Genomic DNA, 17,900 nt, shown 5'->3' on the forward strand with positions numbered 1-17,900 from the left:
AGTTACTGACATAGTTACTGACAAAGTTACTGACAAAGTTTTGACCGAAGAGACTATCGATTATCAAAGATCGAAAAGTACATTTAGGCTTCGCTCTTACAGCATTGCTTTCGAGTTCGAGAATGCTGGGCTTTGCGGTGCCTTGGCGACAGGCCTTGCTGTCGATTATTGTCGGCGCGTGTTTGCTCCTTGCGCCTGCTTTGCAGGCTGAGGATGACCCCCTCGAGGCCATTAACCGGCCTGTTTTCGTTGTCAATGACGTTCTCGATCGTTGGGCACTTCGTCCCATAGCCAAGGGCTATGACTTTGTCATGCCTGCGCCGGCTCAACGGGGCGTCAGTAACTTTTTTGCCAATCTCTACGACGTAACAAGCACGCTTAACGCTGTGCTCCAGTGGCGGTGGGAAGGCGCGTCCCAGAGTGGCGGCCGTTTTCTGGTGAACTCGACGTTGGGCGTTGCAGGTTTGTTTGACGTCGCTACGCCTATGGGGATCCGGCCTTACCGCACAGATTTTGGTCAAACATTGGCGCTGTGGGGCGTCCCCGAGGGGCCCTATTTGATGCTTCCGCTCTTCGGCCCGCGCACATTCCGCAGTGGTACAGGAACTTTGGTGGATACCTTTGCACTCTCTGTGCCCCCGTATGTTGATAATCGCAGCATTCGAAACTCCATCTGGGGTCTTGAATTAGTTCATGGCCGGGCACGGCTGCTGGGTTCTGACGAGCTGATTTCTGGCGATCGCTACATATTCGTCCGTGACGCCTACTTGCAACAGAGGGCAGCGTTTGTGAACGATGGCGAAGTGCAGGATGATTTTTCTGACTTTGAAGATGCCTGGGACCAGGAGTTTTAAGTTTTTTCGTATCTGGCATGTGTCCCATACATGCAAAATTGTGAATTCTTCCTCAAAGCTGAAAACCCCTGTTGCCTGTGCGTGAATGCAGGGGTAGGGTTCCGCTAATTACTTTGAAGAAGCAACACTGAATGGCCTATAGCGGTAAGGTACTGGTCATTGACGACGATCCGAACCGGGGCAGCAATCTGGCTGAACTCGCTTCTACTGCCGGCTTTACCACTTCCGTCGCAAATTCTTTGGACTCCTATAGCGCTTCCCTTGGTGAAAGCAGCGATTGGGACGTAGTGCTGTGTGATGTCCACGCCACACCCGAGGCCTGGGCCGCGGAAGGCGCTAGTCTCAGGGAACTGGATATTCAGGTTCCCGTGATGATGTTTAGCAATGAGTCCCGCTCGGCGAGCATGATGCGCGCGCTGAGGCTCGGTGCGAATGACTTTTTTGCGACCCCTGTAGAGGACCCGGAAGCGCTCGTGGCATCCATGGAACGTTGCGTTCGATTGCGTGCCATGAGCCGCGAACTCCGACGGTCTCGTCAAGAGCTCGAAGCCGCAAACCGGGAGCTGAAGAACACGGTGCGGGTACTGGAGAAGGACCAGCAGGCCGGACGTCAGGTGCAAATGCGTATGCTGCCCACCTCACCCATGGTGGTGAGCGACTACATGTTCAGTCATACGATCATTCCTTCGCTATATCTGAGCGGCGACTTTACTGATTACTTCACCGTGGACGAACACTATGTCGTCTTTTTTATGGCCGATGTATCTGGTCACGGAAGTTCATCGGCGTTTGCTACTGTATTACTGAAAAACCTGTTTGCGCGAAAGCGCTCCGATTACTTACGACGCAATGACAATGCAATCCTGAGTCCCGTTGCCATGCTCAGCCTTGCCAACCGGGAGCTTCTGGAGCTCGATGTGGGCAAGTACGCAACAATGGTGGTGGGTGTACTGGATCAAATTGAAAATACGCTGCAATACAGTGTGGCCGGCCATCTGCCTTTACCAGTACTGGTATCTGACTCTGGTGCCGCGTACCTCGAAGGAGAGGGCAATGCGGTAGGAATGATGCCTGATGCCCAATATAACGAGCACACTATCAATTTGCCTGACGCCTTTATGCTGGCTCTCTTTTCCGACGGTATTCTCGAAATCCTGCCCCCAATGAATCTGGTGGAGAAAGAAGCCTTTTTCCTCGATGTGTTTTCCCGAACCGCGGACACCCCCGAAGAGCTGGTCTCTCAGTTGGGCCTAGACAACGCTGAAACTGCTCCGGATGACATTGCTGCATTGTTTGTCAGCAAGCGGGTGAGCAATGAGTGAGGGTCAGGTGCTCGCTGCGCGTGAGAACGGCGCCTACGTGCTGCGACTCGTGGGGGATGTCCGCTTAACGCTCTGTGCGTCTATCGAGGACTACGTCGATGGTATGTTGGACGATCCCGAGTTTTGCAGTGTGTGGGTCGATCTTTGTGATGTGGAAGGCATTGACAGTACCACCCTTGGACAGCTCGCCAAACTAGCGATGTCGGTCCACGAACGCTTTGATTTTCGTCCTGCGATTTACTGCTGCGATGCCGGTATCAACCGTCTCCTTGGGAGCATGGGCTTGGATCGTTTATTCGAAATGCATGAGAAAACCTGTTGTGCCTCGGGTAGTGGACAAAGCATTCCTATGGTTCCCGGGAGCGAAGACGATGTTCGCCAGAAGGTACTGGAGGCCCACCGCACGTTGATGGATGTTTCCTCAGAAAACCGAGAACGCTTTAGCGAGCTTGTGGCCACACTGGAGCGCCACTGATTCGTCGCGTCAGCTCTTGGAGGCCGCGATTTTCTCGCGAATAAAGTCCTCGTGGTTCACGTAGATTAGTTCCGATGCCCGTCGAATCAAGTGCTCTTCATACTTGCTCAATGACTTATCGGCATAGGCCACCTGCCACATCGCGTTAATGAGCTGGCATTTTTCTGCGTAGTCATAGTGGTCGTTGACCAGGCGCGTAAACTCGTAAAGCGATGTCGCATTGTCCACCGTGTCACTGGCTTCGGCGATGAGTTCATTGACAGTCTTTTCGTCAATAGAAAGGGTACTTACCAGAAGCTTTGCCATTGCAGATTCTTCTTCGGCATCCTGGGCAAAATCAGCCCGCGCGACCTCAACGAGAAGCGCTGCAGTGGCTATACGCTTTACCTCATCGGCGCTTCGAGGGTTCTCTTTGGGGTCTTCGAGAAAGAGTTTTTTTAGCGCCTCAATCACAGCTCGCTAACCAATGCTTCAAGTCGTTTTTGGTCGGCGACGAAGTTGCGAATGCCCTCGGCAAGTTTTTCCGTTGCCATGGCATCTTCATTCACCGCTAAACGAAAGCTCGCTTCGCTGAGATTGCTCCTGACATCCTCGCTGTTTGCGCTGTCGGAACTGAGCTTCTGCGGTAAATCGCCATGGTCATTGGCTAACTCTTCAAGAAGTGCGGGGCTTATAGTCAAACGATCGCAGCCGGCTAAGGCTTCGATTTCTCCGCAATTTCGGAAGCTGGCGCCCATGACCACGGTTGCGTAGTCATGCTGCTTGTAATAGTTGTAAATGCGCCGCACAGATTGAACACCAGGGTCGTCTTCACCGCTGTTCACCTGCAGCTCAGTATTAGCCTTGTACCAGTCCAGAATTCGTCCAACGAAAGGCGAAATAAGAAACACGCCCGCGTCCGCGCAGGCCTGAGCCTGAGGGAAGCCGAAGAGGAGGGTCAGATTGCATTGAATGCCATCTTGTTCCAACTGTCGTGCGGCGCTGATTCCTTCCCAGGTTGATGCTGTTTTGATCAATATTCGATCTCGCGATATGCCCGCTTCTTCATACAAAGCGATGAGCCTGTGAGCGCGCTCGATCGTCGCCCCGCGATCAAAAGACAGCCGAGCATCGACTTCCGTGGATACGCGGCCGGGCACGATTCCAAGAATCTCTGTGCCAACGGCTACTGCAAAGTAGTCGCAGCACGCTGCGAGCTGCTCGCTGTTACTACCGCCTTCGCTGTGAGCGCGTTCTTTGGCTTTGAGAAGAATGTCCTGATAATGCGGTAGTGCCGCGGCTTTGAGAAGCAAGGATGGGTTGGTGGTGGCATCCAGTGGTGTAAAGCGTCGAATCGCCTCAATGTCGCCCGTATCGGCAACCACGTCGGTCATAGCTTTGAGTTGGCTCAGTTTGTCGGTCATAGAATTCTCGGTTGTGTAGGGTTCAGGCTGCTAGCTGCATGACTTCGTTGACAGCTGCCCGGAGTACATCCGCGCCCGCTCCGGGTCGATGCGCCTGCTCACTGAGTAGGCGACGATAGCGCTTGGCACCGGGCACTTCCTGATAGAGTCCCAGGAGGTGTCGAGTGATCTGGTTCAATCTAGCACCGCTTCCCAGCTCTTTTTCCACATAAGGCAATATCGCCTCGATAATGTCTTCACGGTAGCGCAACTCTTTTGGCTCCCCAAACAATCGATGATCGACCTCCGCGAGGATCCAAGGGTTGTGGTAAGCGCTGCGTCCGAGCATCACTCCGTCCACATGGGGAAGGTGTACATCGCAGTCGTCGAGAGTCTCGATACCCCCATTGATCACGATAGACAGCTCGGGAAAGTCTTGCTTCAGTTGATAAACCCAGGGGTAATTCAAGGGTGGGACTTCGCGGTTTTCTTTGGGCGAGAGACCTTTTAACCAAGCCTTGCGCGCGTGAACGATGAACACTTTGCATCCGCCCTCGGCAACGGTGCCGACAAAATGGCAAAGCTCCTCATAGCTCTCCATGTGATCGATGCCGATGCGGTGTTTTACGGTGACGTCGATAGTGCAGGCGTTACGCATAGCTTTCACGCCATCGCGAACGAGTTCGGGTTCGCCCATTAGGCAGGCACCGAAAGCGCCGTTTTGCACTCTGTCCGATGGACAGCCGCAGTTCAGGTTAACTTCGTCAAAACCCCAATCTTCGGCCCACTTGGCGCAACGAGCGAGATCGTCGGAATTTGAGCCGCCAAGCTGCAGGGCAATGGGAGACTCTCGCTCATCGAATCGCAGGAATCGGTCGCGATCCCCATGAATAAGAGCGCCGGTGGTTACCATCTCGGTATAGAGCCGCGCGTTATTGGTCAGCAGACGCCAGAAGTAACGACAGTGCCGGTCGGACCAATCCATCATGGGGGCCGTGCAGAAACGCCAAGGCGACACTATGTTGTCGTTGGATGTATTGCTGGGAACGCGTGTGGATACGTACTCGGACATTCTCGAAGGGACGCATTAGAAGCATCAGAGTTTGAGGATGCGCGCAATTGTATCGACAGAATGCGGTCGATGCACGTTGGTCGATATTACAAGTGCACTCTCTCAGGGGCTCGCGCTCCTCATTGTCGGTGTTTTTGTAAGAGATGAGCAGTTTAATGATCTATTCTCGTAGTCTGTCTGGTTTCATCCACTGGTCAAGCGGCAAGACAGAACGCACAATAGCGACCACGCAGCGATTAACCCCTCTCCCCGGTAACAGTTAGTGAGGCAACATGCATAGCAAGAAACCCAATATTTTTTCGATCTCCGCGGCCGCATTGATCAGCATTGGCCTTGCACCTTTGGCTCTAAGTGCAGATTCCGCAAAGTTCATGGTCATCGATGGTCACAACGACCTGCCATGGCAATATCACGAGCGTTTCGGCAACCGTCTTGCGCCCCTCGATGTTGCCGATCGTCACGAGGACATGGAGCCACCCTTGCACACCGATATCCCGCGCTTAAGAGATGGCGGCGTTGGCGCGCAGTTTTGGTCTGTCTACGTTCCTATTGCGGCCTACGGTGGTGCGCCCGGCGATGCGGCCCTGGTTCTTGATCAAATGGATGTGGTGCGTCGCCTGGTTGAGCGTCATTCCGACGATCTCGCGCTGGCTATGACAGCGGCGGATGTGCGCCGTGCAGCTTCCGAAGGCAAGATCGGATCCCTCATGGGTATTGAGGGAGGTCATGCGATTGAAAACTCTTTGGGCACCTTGCGCTCCCTTTATGCTGCGGGCGCTCGCTATATGACGCTGACGCATAGTAAGGGTCTTGCGTGGGCGGATTCAGCCACGGATGCGCCGCGTCATGATGGTCTTACAGAATTTGGAGAGAGCGTAGTGCGTGAGATGAATCGACTGGGCATGCTGGTCGATCTTTCTCACGTAACCGCAGCCACAATGCACGACACGCTCGATACCGTAACGGCCCCGGTTATTTTCTCTCATTCTTCGGCTAGAGGTCTCAACGATCACCCAAGGAATGTTCCTGACGACGTCCTTAAGCGTATGCCGAAGAACGGTGGAGTGGTCATGGTGACCTTTGTACCGGGATATATCTCGCAAGAGCGACGCGATTGGGACTTGGCGAGAACGGGGCAGCAGGCGAGCCTGGCAGCGATGCACCCCTATGACGAAGGGCTTCGGGACGAGTTGCTGGCTGAGTGGGAAGTCGCCCATCCCAAGCCCGAAGCGACGCTGTCTCAGGTGGCCGATCATATCGACCATATTCGTAAAGTAGCCGGCGTTGAGCACATTGGACTTGGTGGCGATTTCGACGGGATTAGCTCGGTGGTTCAGGGGCTGGAAGATGTCTCCACTTATCCTGCACTCTTTGATGAGCTAAAGCGTCGGGGATATAGCGATGCCGATTGTGAAGCCATCGCTGGGGGCAATGTGTTGCGGGCTTTAGAAGCTAATGAGAAAGAAGCGCTGCGGCTGCAAACTGAACGGCCGGCAGAAGATCCTCCAGAAGGCGGTGTAGGGGCGGTGCAGGGGTAGAGTAAGGCATCATTTTCTTATGAAAAACGCTCTCGGTCTGACACTGTTGTTAGGGCTAGCGCTTTGGCGTTTTGAGGTTGTAGCGGCCGACGTCGACATGCCCGTGTCCTTCTCATCGGTACTTGAACTCAAGGCACGCAAGCCCGATTACAGCATACGTTACGGTGCGGCGCCTTCCCAAAGGGCGACGCTGTGGATGCCTCCACTGAGAGCTGAGGGGCCGGTACCGGTTATCTTTCTGGTGCATGGAGGATGCTGGCTCAGTGATTACAGTGCGGAGCATATCTACCCATTGGCCGCTCAACTTGCTGCTGATGGATATGCTGTGTGGGTGCCGGAGTATCGGCGGGTGGGCGAGCCAGGAGGTGGCTGGCCAGGTTCAGCGGTTGATATGGCTTTGGCATTGGATGCTCTGGCGGACATAGAGAACCCGCGTTTGGCGCTGTCTAGAACGGTGGTCATGGGGCATTCGGCCGGCGGACATTTAGGACTATGGCTTGCCGCACGAGACCCTGAGTTACTTAAACCTCCTGTGCGCATTGCCGCCGCTATCGGCTTAGCCGCGATTACCGATCTAAAGAGCTACTCCGAGGGCGACAACAGCTGTCAGGCTGTGACGGAGCCTTTTATGGGAACGAGCGCCGCTTCGAATCCCGATGCCTACGCTGAGGCTTCTCCAGCTTCACTACCCACCCGCGTGCCTGTGCGACTGTTGCGAGGTGCTGAAGATGGCATCGTCGGGCCCGAACAAATGACCGCGATGACGCGCGCCAGCATGATGGAACTGCCGGGAGCAGGTCATTTTGATTGGGTCCACCCGGATACCGATGCATACAATTCTATTCTCGACGCGATTTTCGATGTGCTCAGCGTGTCCATCCAGCCCCGACGCCCATGAGTGAGTCAGCCCTTGCCAGGGATCAGGCGGATTCTCTTACTCAGCTGAGAGAGTTATTCCAGTTACCTCCAGGTGTGGTCTACCTCGACGGGAATTCTCTCGGAGCGTTGCCCCGAGCAGTGACTGCTGCGGTAAAGGACGCCGTAGAGCATCAATGGGGTGACGATTTGATCACTAGCTGGAATGCCCATGATTGGATTCGCTTACCAAATTTGGTCGGAGAGCGTATTGCCGCGCTCATTGGTGCCGGCCCTGGGCAAGTACTGTGCAGCGACAGTATTTCGGTAAACCTGTTTAAGCTATTGGCTACGGCACTTGAGCTTAATGCTGGGCGCAGAGTGATTCTTGCCGTTGATGAAGACTTTCCTACAGACGCATACATTGCCCAGGGGCTGTCCGGTATGTTGGGAGAAGACCGCTGTGAACTCCACCGCGTTGCAGCGCAGGATGTGCAGGCGGCACTGAGTGATGATGTTGCGGTGTTAATGCTCACCGAAGTCAACTATCGCAGCGGCGAGCGCCATGACATGCAGGCGCTTACCGACGCAGCCCATGCCACAGGTGCTCTGGTACTTTGGGATCTTGCGCATTCAGCGGGCGTTATACCGATTGAGCTTGATCGCATAGGTGTCGATCTTGCGGTGGGTTGTGGGTACAAGTACTTCAATGGCGGCCCAGGTGCCCCGGCTTTTCTCTACGTTAACAAGCGCCACCATGCCCAAGCACGCCAGCCCCTGTCAGGATGGCTGGGTCATCAGGATCCCTTCGCTTTTGTGGCAGATTATGAGGCGGCAGGGGGAGTGCAGCACTATCAAGCGGGAACCCCGGCCATTATCAGCATGGTTGCGTTGAACGCCGCGCTCAATGTTTTTCAGAAGGTAAGCATTGAACAGCTGCGCGAGAAGTCGCTGGCTTTAACGGACTTTTTTATGGAGGGTCTTGAATCTCGCGATTTACTCGCTTCCCTCAAGTGCATCACCCCGCGAGAGCATCGAAGACGGGGTAGTCAGGTAAGCGTTCGTTACGAGCATGCATGGGGGTTATGTCAGGCTCTTATCGAGGCACAGGTTATCGTTGATTTTCGGGCGACGGATATTGTTCGTTTTGGTTTTTCGCCCTTGTACAACAGCTTTGCTGATGCTCAAAAGGCTCTCGACGTCCTGGAAGATATCCTCGTAAGCGGGCTGCATCTGGATGATCGGTTCACAACGCGACCTACGGTGACTTGATGCGCGCTCAGAGTTTCCACTTAAGACTGCTTTCCCTCATCTTTGTCTGTGCACCTGCATTTGCCCAATGGCCGGTGATCCCGAATTCAACGCCGAAACCGGCTTTTGAATCACTGGAGTTAGATGCCGCCGCAACGGTAACGCGTTTGGCGTTTGGGTCATGCTACAAGGCTCAATTGGGAGGGGAGCGCGTCTGGCAATCCATCGCAGACACGCAACCCAACCTGTTTATCTTCGCGGGAGATACGCTTTATCCCGATAGCGACGACGACTCCGCCGCTCTTACGAAGTTGCGTGCGGCTTATCGATTGCTCCAGGGCGTCCCCGAATTTGCCGCACTGAGAAGTGATGTCCCGGTTTTGAGCGTTTGGGACGATCATGATTTTGGCAGGAACGATGGAGGAGGAGACTTTCCCTGGCGTCTGGAGTCCGAGCGTCTCTTTGAGCGCAGCTGGGTAGGAATGGATGACCCGCGACGAGAACGCTCAGGCATATATTTTAGCGAGCTGATCGGAGAAGCCGGGAAACAGCTACAACTGATTGTGCTGGACACGCGGTTTTTCCGTTCTGCGCTGCGCCCGAGCGACGATTACGGAGCGAAGGGCAAAGAGCGGTACATACCGGATGATGATGCGCAAAAGACAATGCTCGGTGATGAGCAATGGCGTTGGCTCGAAGCTGAGCTTCAGCGGGACGCGGACCTGCGCATCATAGTCTCATCAGTTCAAGTGCTCGCTGACGGGCATGGATGGGAAGGGTGGCGGCAGCTACCTCTGGAGCGCGAGCGCTTGTTTGATGTCTTAAGGGCGAACGACACTGCGCCGGTGTTGCTTTTGTCCGGTGATCGCCATGTGGCGGGTTTCTATGAACGGGACATCGGCACGCACACGTCGCTGGTGGAGTTCACATCCTCCGCACTCAACAATCCTATATCCCTTCCTAATCGCTACAACGCTCTCGCTGAGGATGGCCCCTACCGATTGGGCGAGCTCTACGGCGAGGCAAACTTTGGTTCTTTGGATATCGATTGGAAAGCGGGTGTGGTGGAGCTTAGTTTGCACGACGCGAATGGGCTGGTTGTACGCACGCTGCTTCGTGCTCTGAGTAATTAGGCCTGCCAATCTTTTTTTGAGCGCCTATAATCACCGCCCTCGCTAACTACTAGATTTTGTTATGACTGTTCGAACTCGCGTTGCTCCCTCTCCTACAGGGGATCCCCACGTTGGCACTGCGTATATCGCTTTGTTCAATCTCTGTTTTGCTCGAGCCCATGGGGGGCAGTTTGTATTGCGTATCGAAGATACGGATCAGACACGCTCCACTGCATCATCGGAGCAGGCGATTCTGGATTCCCTGCGATGGTTGGGTCTGGATTGGGATGAGGGTCCAGACGTTGGCGGCCCGCACGGTCCGTATCGTCAAAGCGAACGTATGGAAATTTATGGCGGATACGCTCAGCAGCTCGTTGATGAGGGCAAGGCGTTCGTCTGCTATCGCCGTCCTGAGGAGTTAAATGAGCTCAGAGAGTCTCGGCGCGCTGCCGGAAACAGCACGGCCCTCAAGCACTCCGATTTAGCGCTGCCGGCTGATGAGATAGAAAAGCGCCGAGCGGCGGGTGAGCCCCACGTTATTCGTATGATTGTTCCGGAACACGCCGGGGTATGTGCTGTGCAGGACTTGCTGCGCGGCGAGATTGAACTTGATTGGAGCATGGTCGACGCTCAGATTCTTCTCAAGTCCGATGGCATGCCTACTTATCACTTGGCGAATGTCGTGGATGATCACCTCATGGAGATTACCCATGTGATCCGCGGGGAAGAGTGGATAAACTCCGCCCCTAAACACCAGCTTCTCTATGACTACTTTGGCTGGGACATGCCGGTGCTCTGTCACTTGCCCTTGCTTCGCAACCCCGATAAATCGAAGCTTAGTAAGCGCAAGAATCCTACGAGTATTCTGTATTACCAGCGTATGGGATTCTTGCCGGAGGCGCTGTGCAACTATTTGGGTCGTATGGGGTGGTCCATGCCCGACGAGCGCGAGAAGTTCAGCCTTTCACAAATGCAGGAATCCTTTGATATTCAACGGGTCTCCCTGGGCGGCCCTATTTTCGATGTCGAAAAGTTGCGCTGGCTCAACGGTATGTGGATTCGCGAAGACCTTAGTCAGGAACAGCTTGCCCAGCGCTTGGTTGAGTGGGCGTTCAACGCCGAGCAATTGGCGGCAGTGCTACCCCATTTGCAACAAAGGATGGAAACACTCAGCGACTTCGCCCCGCAGTCGGCGTTCTTGGTGTCCGGGGAGCTGTCTTTAAGCCCCGAGCAGTTCACCGAGCTGGGCACGGAGACAGAACAGATAATGAAAACTCTGCAGTTTGCACTCTGGCGTCTGGAGGCGTTGCAGGACTGGAGCCGCGATGCGGTGTGGGACGCAATGAAGACTTTGGCGGATAGTCTTGAGATTAAAGTTCGCGACTTTCTTGCTCCGTTGTTTATTGCGATCTCCGGTAGCCGCGCGTCGATCTCAGTCGTGGATGCGATGAGCTTGCTCGGTCCCGACATGAGTCGCGCACGTATTCGACATGCCATAGACACCCTGGGCGGCGTATCCAAAAAAGCGGCGAAGCGTCTGGAGAAGGAATACCAAGCTATTTGAAAGCGGTTTTCCCGATTTGTTGAGGACTATTCCTCAGGTTCGTTCCAGGCCTCCAAGGCAGCTTCACAGGGGTTACCGCGCGCAAAAATTCTTTCGAGTAATGGTTTGGCGATGATGGTTACCCCTGCACTAGCGACCGCAGCGCCCCCACTGATAGCAGAGCTTGCGATATCAAGACTCAGGCTTGGTTTTGCCAGCGTGCCGGTTACAGCCACAAAGGGGTTAATCACGCTGGCAGCGCTAATGCCAAGCCCTTTGCGCGCTTTGTTGTTAAAGCTGATGTTCAGTTTTTCACTGCGCAAATCTATCTGGCCCTGAGCCGAAAGGTCAATCTGAGCACTTCGGAAAACGAAACCAGGGTCAAGGCTTAGAATACCTTGCTCAGCCCGCGCCGCCAGAACAGAGCACTCGACCTCCATGTTCGTTTGGCCCTTGGTGAGCATGGGAAGAAGGGTCTGAAACACCTGTGCGACAAAGGACTCCGTGGCAGCACTCAGCTTCATCTTACGCAGAGTGCCCGATCCGCCAGTCATCAGGAACTCACCATCCAGCGAGGCGGCAACGCCTCTTAAGCTGTTACCGCTTGCCGTCAATGCACTGCGAAGATCGTATCGTGGCAGTGCTTCGTACTGCGCGCCCGCGGCCACCAATCCCAATGGCATACCTGCTACCGTCAGGTCACTCTTAAGCTCCGCAAGATCGCCCGTGTCAGAGACGGCTAGATTGCCTTTATAACTGCCGCGACTACCCTCGAGACGTTCTATGGTGAGAAGCCCCTGGCCATCGCCAACCTCCAGTCGCAGCGTTGCTTGTTCTACAAGCGACTGCTCGACGAACTGCGGGTCTCCAAGGCCAAGAGGGCCAGTGGTGACAGACAGATCAACGCGATAGTCATGCAACCACTCTAACGGCAGAGGAATATCGGGGATCCGTCGGCCGTCGTTGTCTTCGAGGCGAGGGCCAGATGCGTCTTTTTGCTCTCTTTTTACTATCCAGCTCTGTAAATCCGCCTCGGGTATATCAATAGCAGCGACGAGGGCCTTCTCTGCGTTATCCCAGCGGGCATTGCCGCGAATAAGAGAGGCGCCCAAACTAATGTTCTGGGCGTCCACCGATGTAATTTGATCTTTTATCTCTGCGTCAACCTTGATGTTGTAGGAGACCGGTTGTTCGGGGAGGAATGACATGCTTCCCAAGCTGCGCAGGTCGCTTCCTGACCCTCGGGCAGAGATGCTAATCCCTGCTTCGATGTTCAAGGGCACTGTAATATCTGCGCTTAGCAGCGATGATTCGTCGTCAAAGAGTTCTGCTTTTATTTTGGTGGAATCCGTCCCCGGACGGGTGACAGCGCGCAGAGTCAGGGGGCTCTGTGGCGCGGAGTAAGCTTCAACGTCGGGCATAAACCGGGATACGTCAGTAAAGCGGAGGTTTGACTCAAGTAGGGTGTGCTCATTGATGCTGAAGTCCCGGCTGATTTCAAGGCGGGCGTCGCCGCTGACCTCAGGTCCAGAGAGTTTCTGCAGATCAACGGAAAACAGTTCGGGCGTAAGTGTTGGAGCTAGTTCGAAACTGTAATCACCCGAAGGTAAGTGCGCCGAGGCGTAGTCACCCAGTAGCGCGTTTACGTTAGATATCTGCCCCACGAGTTGCAGGTCGCTTGATAGTGCCTTATTTGCATAGCGCAGGCCGCCCTCGCGGCCCTCTAAACTAAAACCGCCCACCCGTAAGCGAGGATTACTGATCACTATGCTTTCAGGCTTGCCCCTAACATCCACGGCGAAGCTGACGGGAGCCTCACCCAGAGCCGCTAAACCGAGACGTTGCCCCAATTGATTAAGAGATTGAGCGTCCGCCGTTAAATGGATGTCCGCGTTGTCGAATTTGGGGTAACTGTTTAAGCGACCTTCGAGTTGGCCGTGGACGTCATAGGCAAAAACATCTGCAGTATGGATACTGATGACAGCATCGTCCGAGATAGACAAATTGCCGTTTACGCTTAGCGGCGTATCCGGGATGTCTACCCCAAAATTTGCGGCAATGGTGCTAAGACTAGGGCTGCCTAAATCGATGTTGAGGTCACTGCCAGCATAGTTTGGAAAGTTAGCCAGAGTGCCCGAAAGCTGCAGCTCATGGGCGCCAATTGATAATTTGCCCTCAACGTATTCACCACGATCGACATTGTTCTGTATGTCTATGTCGAGGGAATAGGGCTTTTCGAGGTTCGGTGTGAGTTCGAAGAGCTTCTGAAAAAAGGAGAAATCTGGCCCGCTTGCGCTGAGGTGCACTGTTCCGCCGTTGGTGCCGGGAAATGCCGGCAACACGACATCGGCTTCCAGATTATTGTTGCCGGCTTTGAAAGTCGCATCCCGAAACTCGATGCGTTTACCCTTTCGTAAAAGACGACCTTTGAGAGATAGCGGGACATCGGCACCAGGACCCAATCCTAGAGCTTGCGCAAGCCTTGGTAGGCTGTCGGCATCAAGCTGCATATCGAGGTCCATGCCATCGCCCGAACCGGGGTTGTCGATGCTGCCATGAAGGCTAGCGGTCAGATGAGGGAGCTCTGCTTGCAAGCTCAGGTCGAGTCCCGGTTCCACGTCTTCAACCTTCAGCACGATGTTTGCGGGATCGTCGGCCTCGAGTATTGGTGACAATTCTGCGAGCCTGTCGGGTATAGGGCCAGATAACTGGGCATCGAGGGTGAGGTTCCGAAGCTCAGCTATGTCAGGGATCTGATAACTGCCTTTGAGCTCTAGCTCACCAATCTCGCCAACAAACGTCGCCGACACATTGCGACCCGTTCGAATGGTGTTGAATCCGCTGCCATCTACCTCGAGCTGCCAGGGGCGGCCCTGCAGGTTGCCATTCCCTTTCATCCTCAAGGTATTTTGATTCGGCGCCTCTTGCCTTAAGGATTCAATAACCAGGTCTACGATGTTTCCGCTTATGTCATTTTTGCGCTGGATGTGAACATCACGCAACTCCAGATGTTTGACTGCCACGCGCGGTGGTCCGGGTGGTGATGGCTTTTCCATTTCATCGTCAGTCCCTACGGGTAATTCCGGTAGATTGCTTACACCATTGCTGTTCTTGTGGAGACGCAGCCTTAAACCCTGAATGAAAAAGTGATTAACGATGATTTGATCGTCGAAAAGAGTCCACGGATCGATCAGCGCCTCAAGAGATTGCAACTGCAGCATCTCAGTGCCTTCTGCCCACACAGCATTGGCCAGCGTGATGTTGCTGAGGCTAAGCCTGACGCCGGAATCAATTTGAATACGTGGCGGATCGGAAAGGGTGACTTGCCTGTTTAAAGCTTGGCTTATGCGGCTTTCCAGAAAAGAACTCGCAAATCCCAGGGAGAGTCCATTTCTTAGAGACAGGGCTAGCGATGCCGCGCCAACACCCAGCGTGACGATCAGCAGCAGGAGCGCCGGTTTTAGTCGCATTAACTGTTGCGAGAAAGTAGTGCTGCCGCAGCAGCCGTTACAAAGGTCTCAAAAGCTAAAGCACCCCAGGTGTAACCGGTGAGCACTTCGTCGCTGCGCAGAGCTCCCAAGGCACGGGTGGCCGCCAAGAGGCCGATGGCTAAAACAAGGAGCAGTAACGCGCTGCGTGAGAGCTGCGGTTTAAAGGCTGCGATAAGGCAAAAGACACCGACACCAGCTTGAAGCCCGCCATACATAGCGGACATTTCTGCGTAGCCGTCACCACTAAGTATCTGTAAGCCCGCGAGGCGCGCAGGAAGAACAGGGTCGACAGTACAGGCGACGCCGTATCCTACAAATACCAGGGCGACAAAAATTAAGAATATGCGAGTCATCGTTAGGCCTCGGGACTATGGAACATCTGGGCGTGGTTGCTGCGACTCGAGGCGAGCGCCGAGGCGCTGGCTGACCACATAGAACGCCGCTCCGGATACAACGATGCCCACACAAATCATCGCTTCTATGGGGCGTTGCAAGACGATGTACAGTAGCGTCCAGCCGGTGATCAACAGAAAAATAATAGGCGGAAAGGGGTAAAGCCAGGTTCGAAACGGCCGCGGTAAATCAGGCTGACGCCAGCGCAATATGAATACGCCCATTACGGTGAAAAAGGTATTCAGCGCCATAGTTGCACCGGAGAATACGAGTATCCGATCGAAGGATGAAGACCATAAAAAGGCGAGCGCTACGGCAGCTTGAACAAGTACCGCTGTAGAAGGGATCCCATCTTTATTTACACGGCCTAGAAGCGCAAAGAGAGGGAAGTCTTCGCCGATGCGGTGGAGCACTCGAGGTCCTGCCAGAATCATGGCGCTCACCGTCGACACTAGTAGGAGCGCCAAAAGGACTCCCATGATGGTGGCTCCAGCCTCACCGAAAGCGTAGCTCGCAGCGACGTAACCCACTTCAACTTTGCCGACCATGGCGTCCATGGGGGCCACGGCCAGAAAAACGTAGTTGAGCAGTAAATAAGACAGGCAAACTAAAGAGGTGCTTGCGATTAGCACAATAGGCAAAGAACGTTGGGGATGTTCGAGTTCACCGGTGATGTAGGTCGCTGCATTCCACCCGGAATAGGCGTAGTTCACATAGATAAGCGATACCGCGAAGGCACCAGAAAATAAGAGCGCGCCGTCACCATCGATAGGGAGAAACCGCGTTGACTGTCCAGAGTCGTTAAATAGTAGCGCTAAGCCGGCGAAGCCAATGATTAATAGTATCTTCAGTAGAGTAAACAGGCTTTGGGTGCTGCCCGAGCTTTTATGGCTTCTGCTGTGCGCGAACGCCAGAACGACGACCAGTCCCGTTGCCAGCCAGATACTCGAGAGCTGCGGGAACACGGCCGACAAATAGCTGCCAAAGGTCATCGCCGCCAAGGCGGTTGGCGCGGCAAATCCCACTGTTGCCGAGACCCAGCCTGAGATAAAGCCAGCGCTAGGGTGATAGATTTCGCTCAAGAAGTTGTACTCGCCCCCGGAACGGGGCAGAGCTGCGCCGAGCTCAGCGTAAGACAGGGCGCCACATAGAGCTGCGAGTCCACCTACCGCCCAAAGCGATAGCAAAACAGGTGCAGATTGAATTTCCACGAGCTGGAAGCCAAGACTGGTGAAGACGCCTGTGCCGATCATATTGGCGATGACGATGGCGGCGGCTACTGATGGTCGAAATCGGGTCACGGGGCATTGTTCCGCGAAAGCTTCTGCGGTGCAACTTTCAAGGGCCTTAAAGCCATACAGTGACTAGCAATGCCGCGACAAACAGGCTGGTAAATTGTCGTGTGTGTCCAAAGGCCTGCGCGGAGAACCACAGCGGCCAAATTCGCTTTGGGTAGTTTTCGGGGCGCTCAAGAGGTTTGCTATGTTGTAGTGCTTTTACGGCGCGCAGGAGCGCTGGAACACTCAAGAGCACTGCAGCCAGGATCCAGTGTTCGGTGCCACTGGCGATAAGGACTGCACAGCCGATGTACTGCGATACCAGTAATACCTGCGTTGCGCGGCGCGCATTATTCTGGCCAAGGAGCACCGGAAGAGTTTTCACCCCCTTATCGCGATCCATTTCCAGCTTGTCGATGTGTTTGCCAAAGAGCACCGTTGTTGGACCAATACCGTACAAGAGACCGAGCCATGCAGCCGAGGCGCTCCATTCCCCGGTGCTGACGTAGTAGCTCCCACCGACCATCAAAGGCCCCCACACTAAAAGTACCGCTGGCTCTCCCAGGCCGATGTACTTGAGCGGCCACGTATAGAAAAGCACGAAGAAGGCACCGGCGAGCATCAGCGGCAACGTCAATCCTCCCCGTTCCACGATTAGATAAACGCCAACGAGGAGGGCGGCGCCCCCCGTGAGACCAATGTACACGAGGAACTGTTTACGACTCATGAGGCCGTCTTCCAGCACATGAACCCCATATTGGTTTCGATAGTAGTTGCCCGCATCAATGCCTTTCGCGGAATCGGTGAGATCATTAAGTAAGTTGTTCGTCGCATGGGCAAGCATCAGACCGAGCACGCACAGGAGCCACAGTCCCAAATCACCGCTGCCGTCGCGCCAAGCGAGTAAACCACCCAGTGCCGCGGACATTAACGTCATAAACAGCACTGAAGAACGTACGGCCAAAAGCCATCGAACGGGCAAGGCGAGCGTCTGCCATTGTCCCGGGTTCAGGCGAGGTACCGTGGTCACGGCCTGCCACCAGGTGGGGGATTCATTCATTTCTAGGAATTCTCCAGTGTGATTACCACAACTTAAGCGCTCTGGAAGTCGCGATTAGGCTGCCACAAGTTTAGCAGGTCACTGGCCCTAAGGGAGTTGGTGCCCAGCGGGATTTCGCGAATGTATGTTGTTTTCCGCGATCGGTAGTCGTCTCTTGAAATTACCGCCGACCCCTATTAGACTCGCGCCTCCTTTATGGGGCCATAGCTCAGCTGGGAGAGCGCAACACTGGCAGTGTTGAGGTCGGCGGTTCGATCCCGCCTGGCTCCACCAAT

15 protein-coding genes and 1 tRNA gene are annotated in these 17,900 nt (G+C 54.5%); 9 read left to right on the forward strand and 7 right to left on the reverse strand.

The annotated features are described in order from the left end of the window. Positions 1–122 precede the first annotated feature (122 nt). The 3 genes from AB8B76_RS11305 to AB8B76_RS11315 all read left to right on the forward strand — a co-directional run bounded on the left by AB8B76_RS11305 (position 123) and on the right by AB8B76_RS11315 (position 2,651). Complete coding sequence (locus tag AB8B76_RS11305; protein WP_405272543.1) at positions 123–854, forward strand: VacJ family lipoprotein; 732 nt, start codon at positions 123–125, stop codon at positions 852–854. 131 nt (positions 855–985) lie between these two features. Beyond that, positions 986–2,176, forward strand: a complete 1,191-nt coding sequence (locus AB8B76_RS11310; RefSeq protein WP_405272545.1) for a PP2C family protein-serine/threonine phosphatase — start codon at positions 986–988, stop codon at positions 2,174–2,176. Next, positions 2,169–2,651, forward strand: coding sequence for an STAS domain-containing protein (locus AB8B76_RS11315; protein ID WP_405272547.1), 483 nt, complete (start codon positions 2,169–2,171; stop codon positions 2,649–2,651). Before AB8B76_RS11310 ends, AB8B76_RS11315 begins: the two co-directional genes overlap by 8 nt. Positions 2,652–2,660: 9 nt before the next feature. Here the strand turns inward: AB8B76_RS11315 and AB8B76_RS11320 are convergent, their stop codons facing one another. From AB8B76_RS11320 to dusA, 3 genes are read right to left on the reverse strand one after another with little or no spacing between them, the layout of a single operon-like run. Next, on the reverse strand, positions 2,661–3,104 hold the full coding sequence (locus AB8B76_RS11320) for a TerB family tellurite resistance protein (protein ID WP_405272549.1): 444 nt from the start codon (positions 3,102–3,104) through the stop codon (positions 2,661–2,663). Beyond that, positions 3,101–4,054: a transaldolase gene (gene tal, locus AB8B76_RS11325; protein ID WP_405272551.1), complete on the reverse strand. Its 954-nt coding sequence runs from the start codon at positions 4,052–4,054 to the stop codon at positions 3,101–3,103. The genes AB8B76_RS11320 and tal overlap by 4 nt, the downstream gene beginning before the upstream one ends. Positions 4,055–4,076: 22 nt before the next feature. Next, the gene (gene dusA, locus AB8B76_RS11330) at positions 4,077–5,105 is read right to left on the reverse strand and encodes a tRNA dihydrouridine(20/20a) synthase DusA (protein ID WP_405272553.1); all 1,029 of its coding nucleotides are present in this window, start codon (positions 5,103–5,105) and stop codon (positions 4,077–4,079) included. A 272-nt stretch (positions 5,106–5,377) separates the two neighbouring features. Between dusA and AB8B76_RS11335 the strand changes: the two genes are divergently transcribed. From AB8B76_RS11335 to gltX, 5 genes are all read left to right on the forward strand, one after another. After that, positions 5,378–6,643: a dipeptidase gene (locus AB8B76_RS11335; RefSeq protein WP_405272555.1), complete on the forward strand. Its 1,266-nt coding sequence runs from the start codon at positions 5,378–5,380 to the stop codon at positions 6,641–6,643. 19 nt (positions 6,644–6,662) lie between these two features. Beyond that, positions 6,663–7,541 carry an alpha/beta hydrolase family protein gene (locus tag AB8B76_RS11340; RefSeq protein ID WP_405272557.1) on the forward strand — a complete coding sequence of 293 codons (879 nt, stop codon included), beginning with the start codon at positions 6,663–6,665 and terminating at the stop codon, positions 7,539–7,541. After that, the gene (gene kynU / locus AB8B76_RS11345) at positions 7,538–8,770 is read left to right on the forward strand and encodes a kynureninase (RefSeq protein WP_405272559.1); all 1,233 of its coding nucleotides are present in this window, start codon (positions 7,538–7,540) and stop codon (positions 8,768–8,770) included. Before AB8B76_RS11340 ends, kynU begins: the two co-directional genes overlap by 4 nt. Further along, the gene (locus AB8B76_RS11350; RefSeq protein ID WP_405272560.1) at positions 8,770–9,882 is read left to right on the forward strand and encodes an alkaline phosphatase D family protein; all 1,113 of its coding nucleotides are present in this window, start codon (positions 8,770–8,772) and stop codon (positions 9,880–9,882) included. The genes kynU and AB8B76_RS11350 overlap by 1 nt, the downstream gene beginning before the upstream one ends. Before the next feature lie 61 nt (positions 9,883–9,943). Beyond that, positions 9,944–11,425 carry a glutamate--tRNA ligase gene (gltX, locus tag AB8B76_RS11355; protein WP_405272562.1) on the forward strand — a complete coding sequence of 494 codons (1,482 nt, stop codon included), beginning with the start codon at positions 9,944–9,946 and terminating at the stop codon, positions 11,423–11,425. 26 nt (positions 11,426–11,451) lie between these two features. Here gltX and AB8B76_RS11360 read toward each other — a convergent pair whose 3' ends face one another. The 4 genes from AB8B76_RS11360 to AB8B76_RS11375 are packed head-to-tail and all read right to left on the reverse strand — an operon-like array spanning position 11,452 to position 17,625. Further along, on the reverse strand, positions 11,452–14,874 hold the full coding sequence (locus AB8B76_RS11360) for an AsmA family protein (RefSeq protein ID WP_405272564.1): 3,423 nt from the start codon (positions 14,872–14,874) through the stop codon (positions 11,452–11,454). Next, positions 14,874–15,248, reverse strand: coding sequence for a DUF4345 family protein (locus AB8B76_RS11365; protein ID WP_405272566.1), 375 nt, complete (start codon positions 15,246–15,248; stop codon positions 14,874–14,876). Before AB8B76_RS11365 ends, AB8B76_RS11360 begins: the two co-directional genes overlap by 1 nt. Before the next feature lie 15 nt (positions 15,249–15,263). Then, positions 15,264–16,589 carry an APC family permease gene (locus tag AB8B76_RS11370; protein WP_405272567.1) on the reverse strand — a complete coding sequence of 442 codons (1,326 nt, stop codon included), beginning with the start codon at positions 16,587–16,589 and terminating at the stop codon, positions 15,264–15,266. A 46-nt stretch (positions 16,590–16,635) separates the two neighbouring features. Further along, on the reverse strand, positions 16,636–17,625 hold the full coding sequence (locus AB8B76_RS11375) for a prenyltransferase (RefSeq protein ID WP_405272568.1): 990 nt from the start codon (positions 17,623–17,625) through the stop codon (positions 16,636–16,638). Positions 17,626–17,822: 197 nt separating this feature from the next. On the opposite strand from AB8B76_RS11375, the gene AB8B76_RS11380 reads away from it, so the two are divergent. Further along, a tRNA-Ala gene (locus AB8B76_RS11380) sits at positions 17,823–17,898 on the forward strand. The last annotated feature ends 2 nt before the right edge of the window (positions 17,899–17,900 follow it).

The sequence above is a fragment of the Congregibacter sp. genome, from assembly GCF_045107095.1.
Lineage (GTDB): Bacteria > Pseudomonadota > Gammaproteobacteria > Pseudomonadales > Halieaceae > Congregibacter.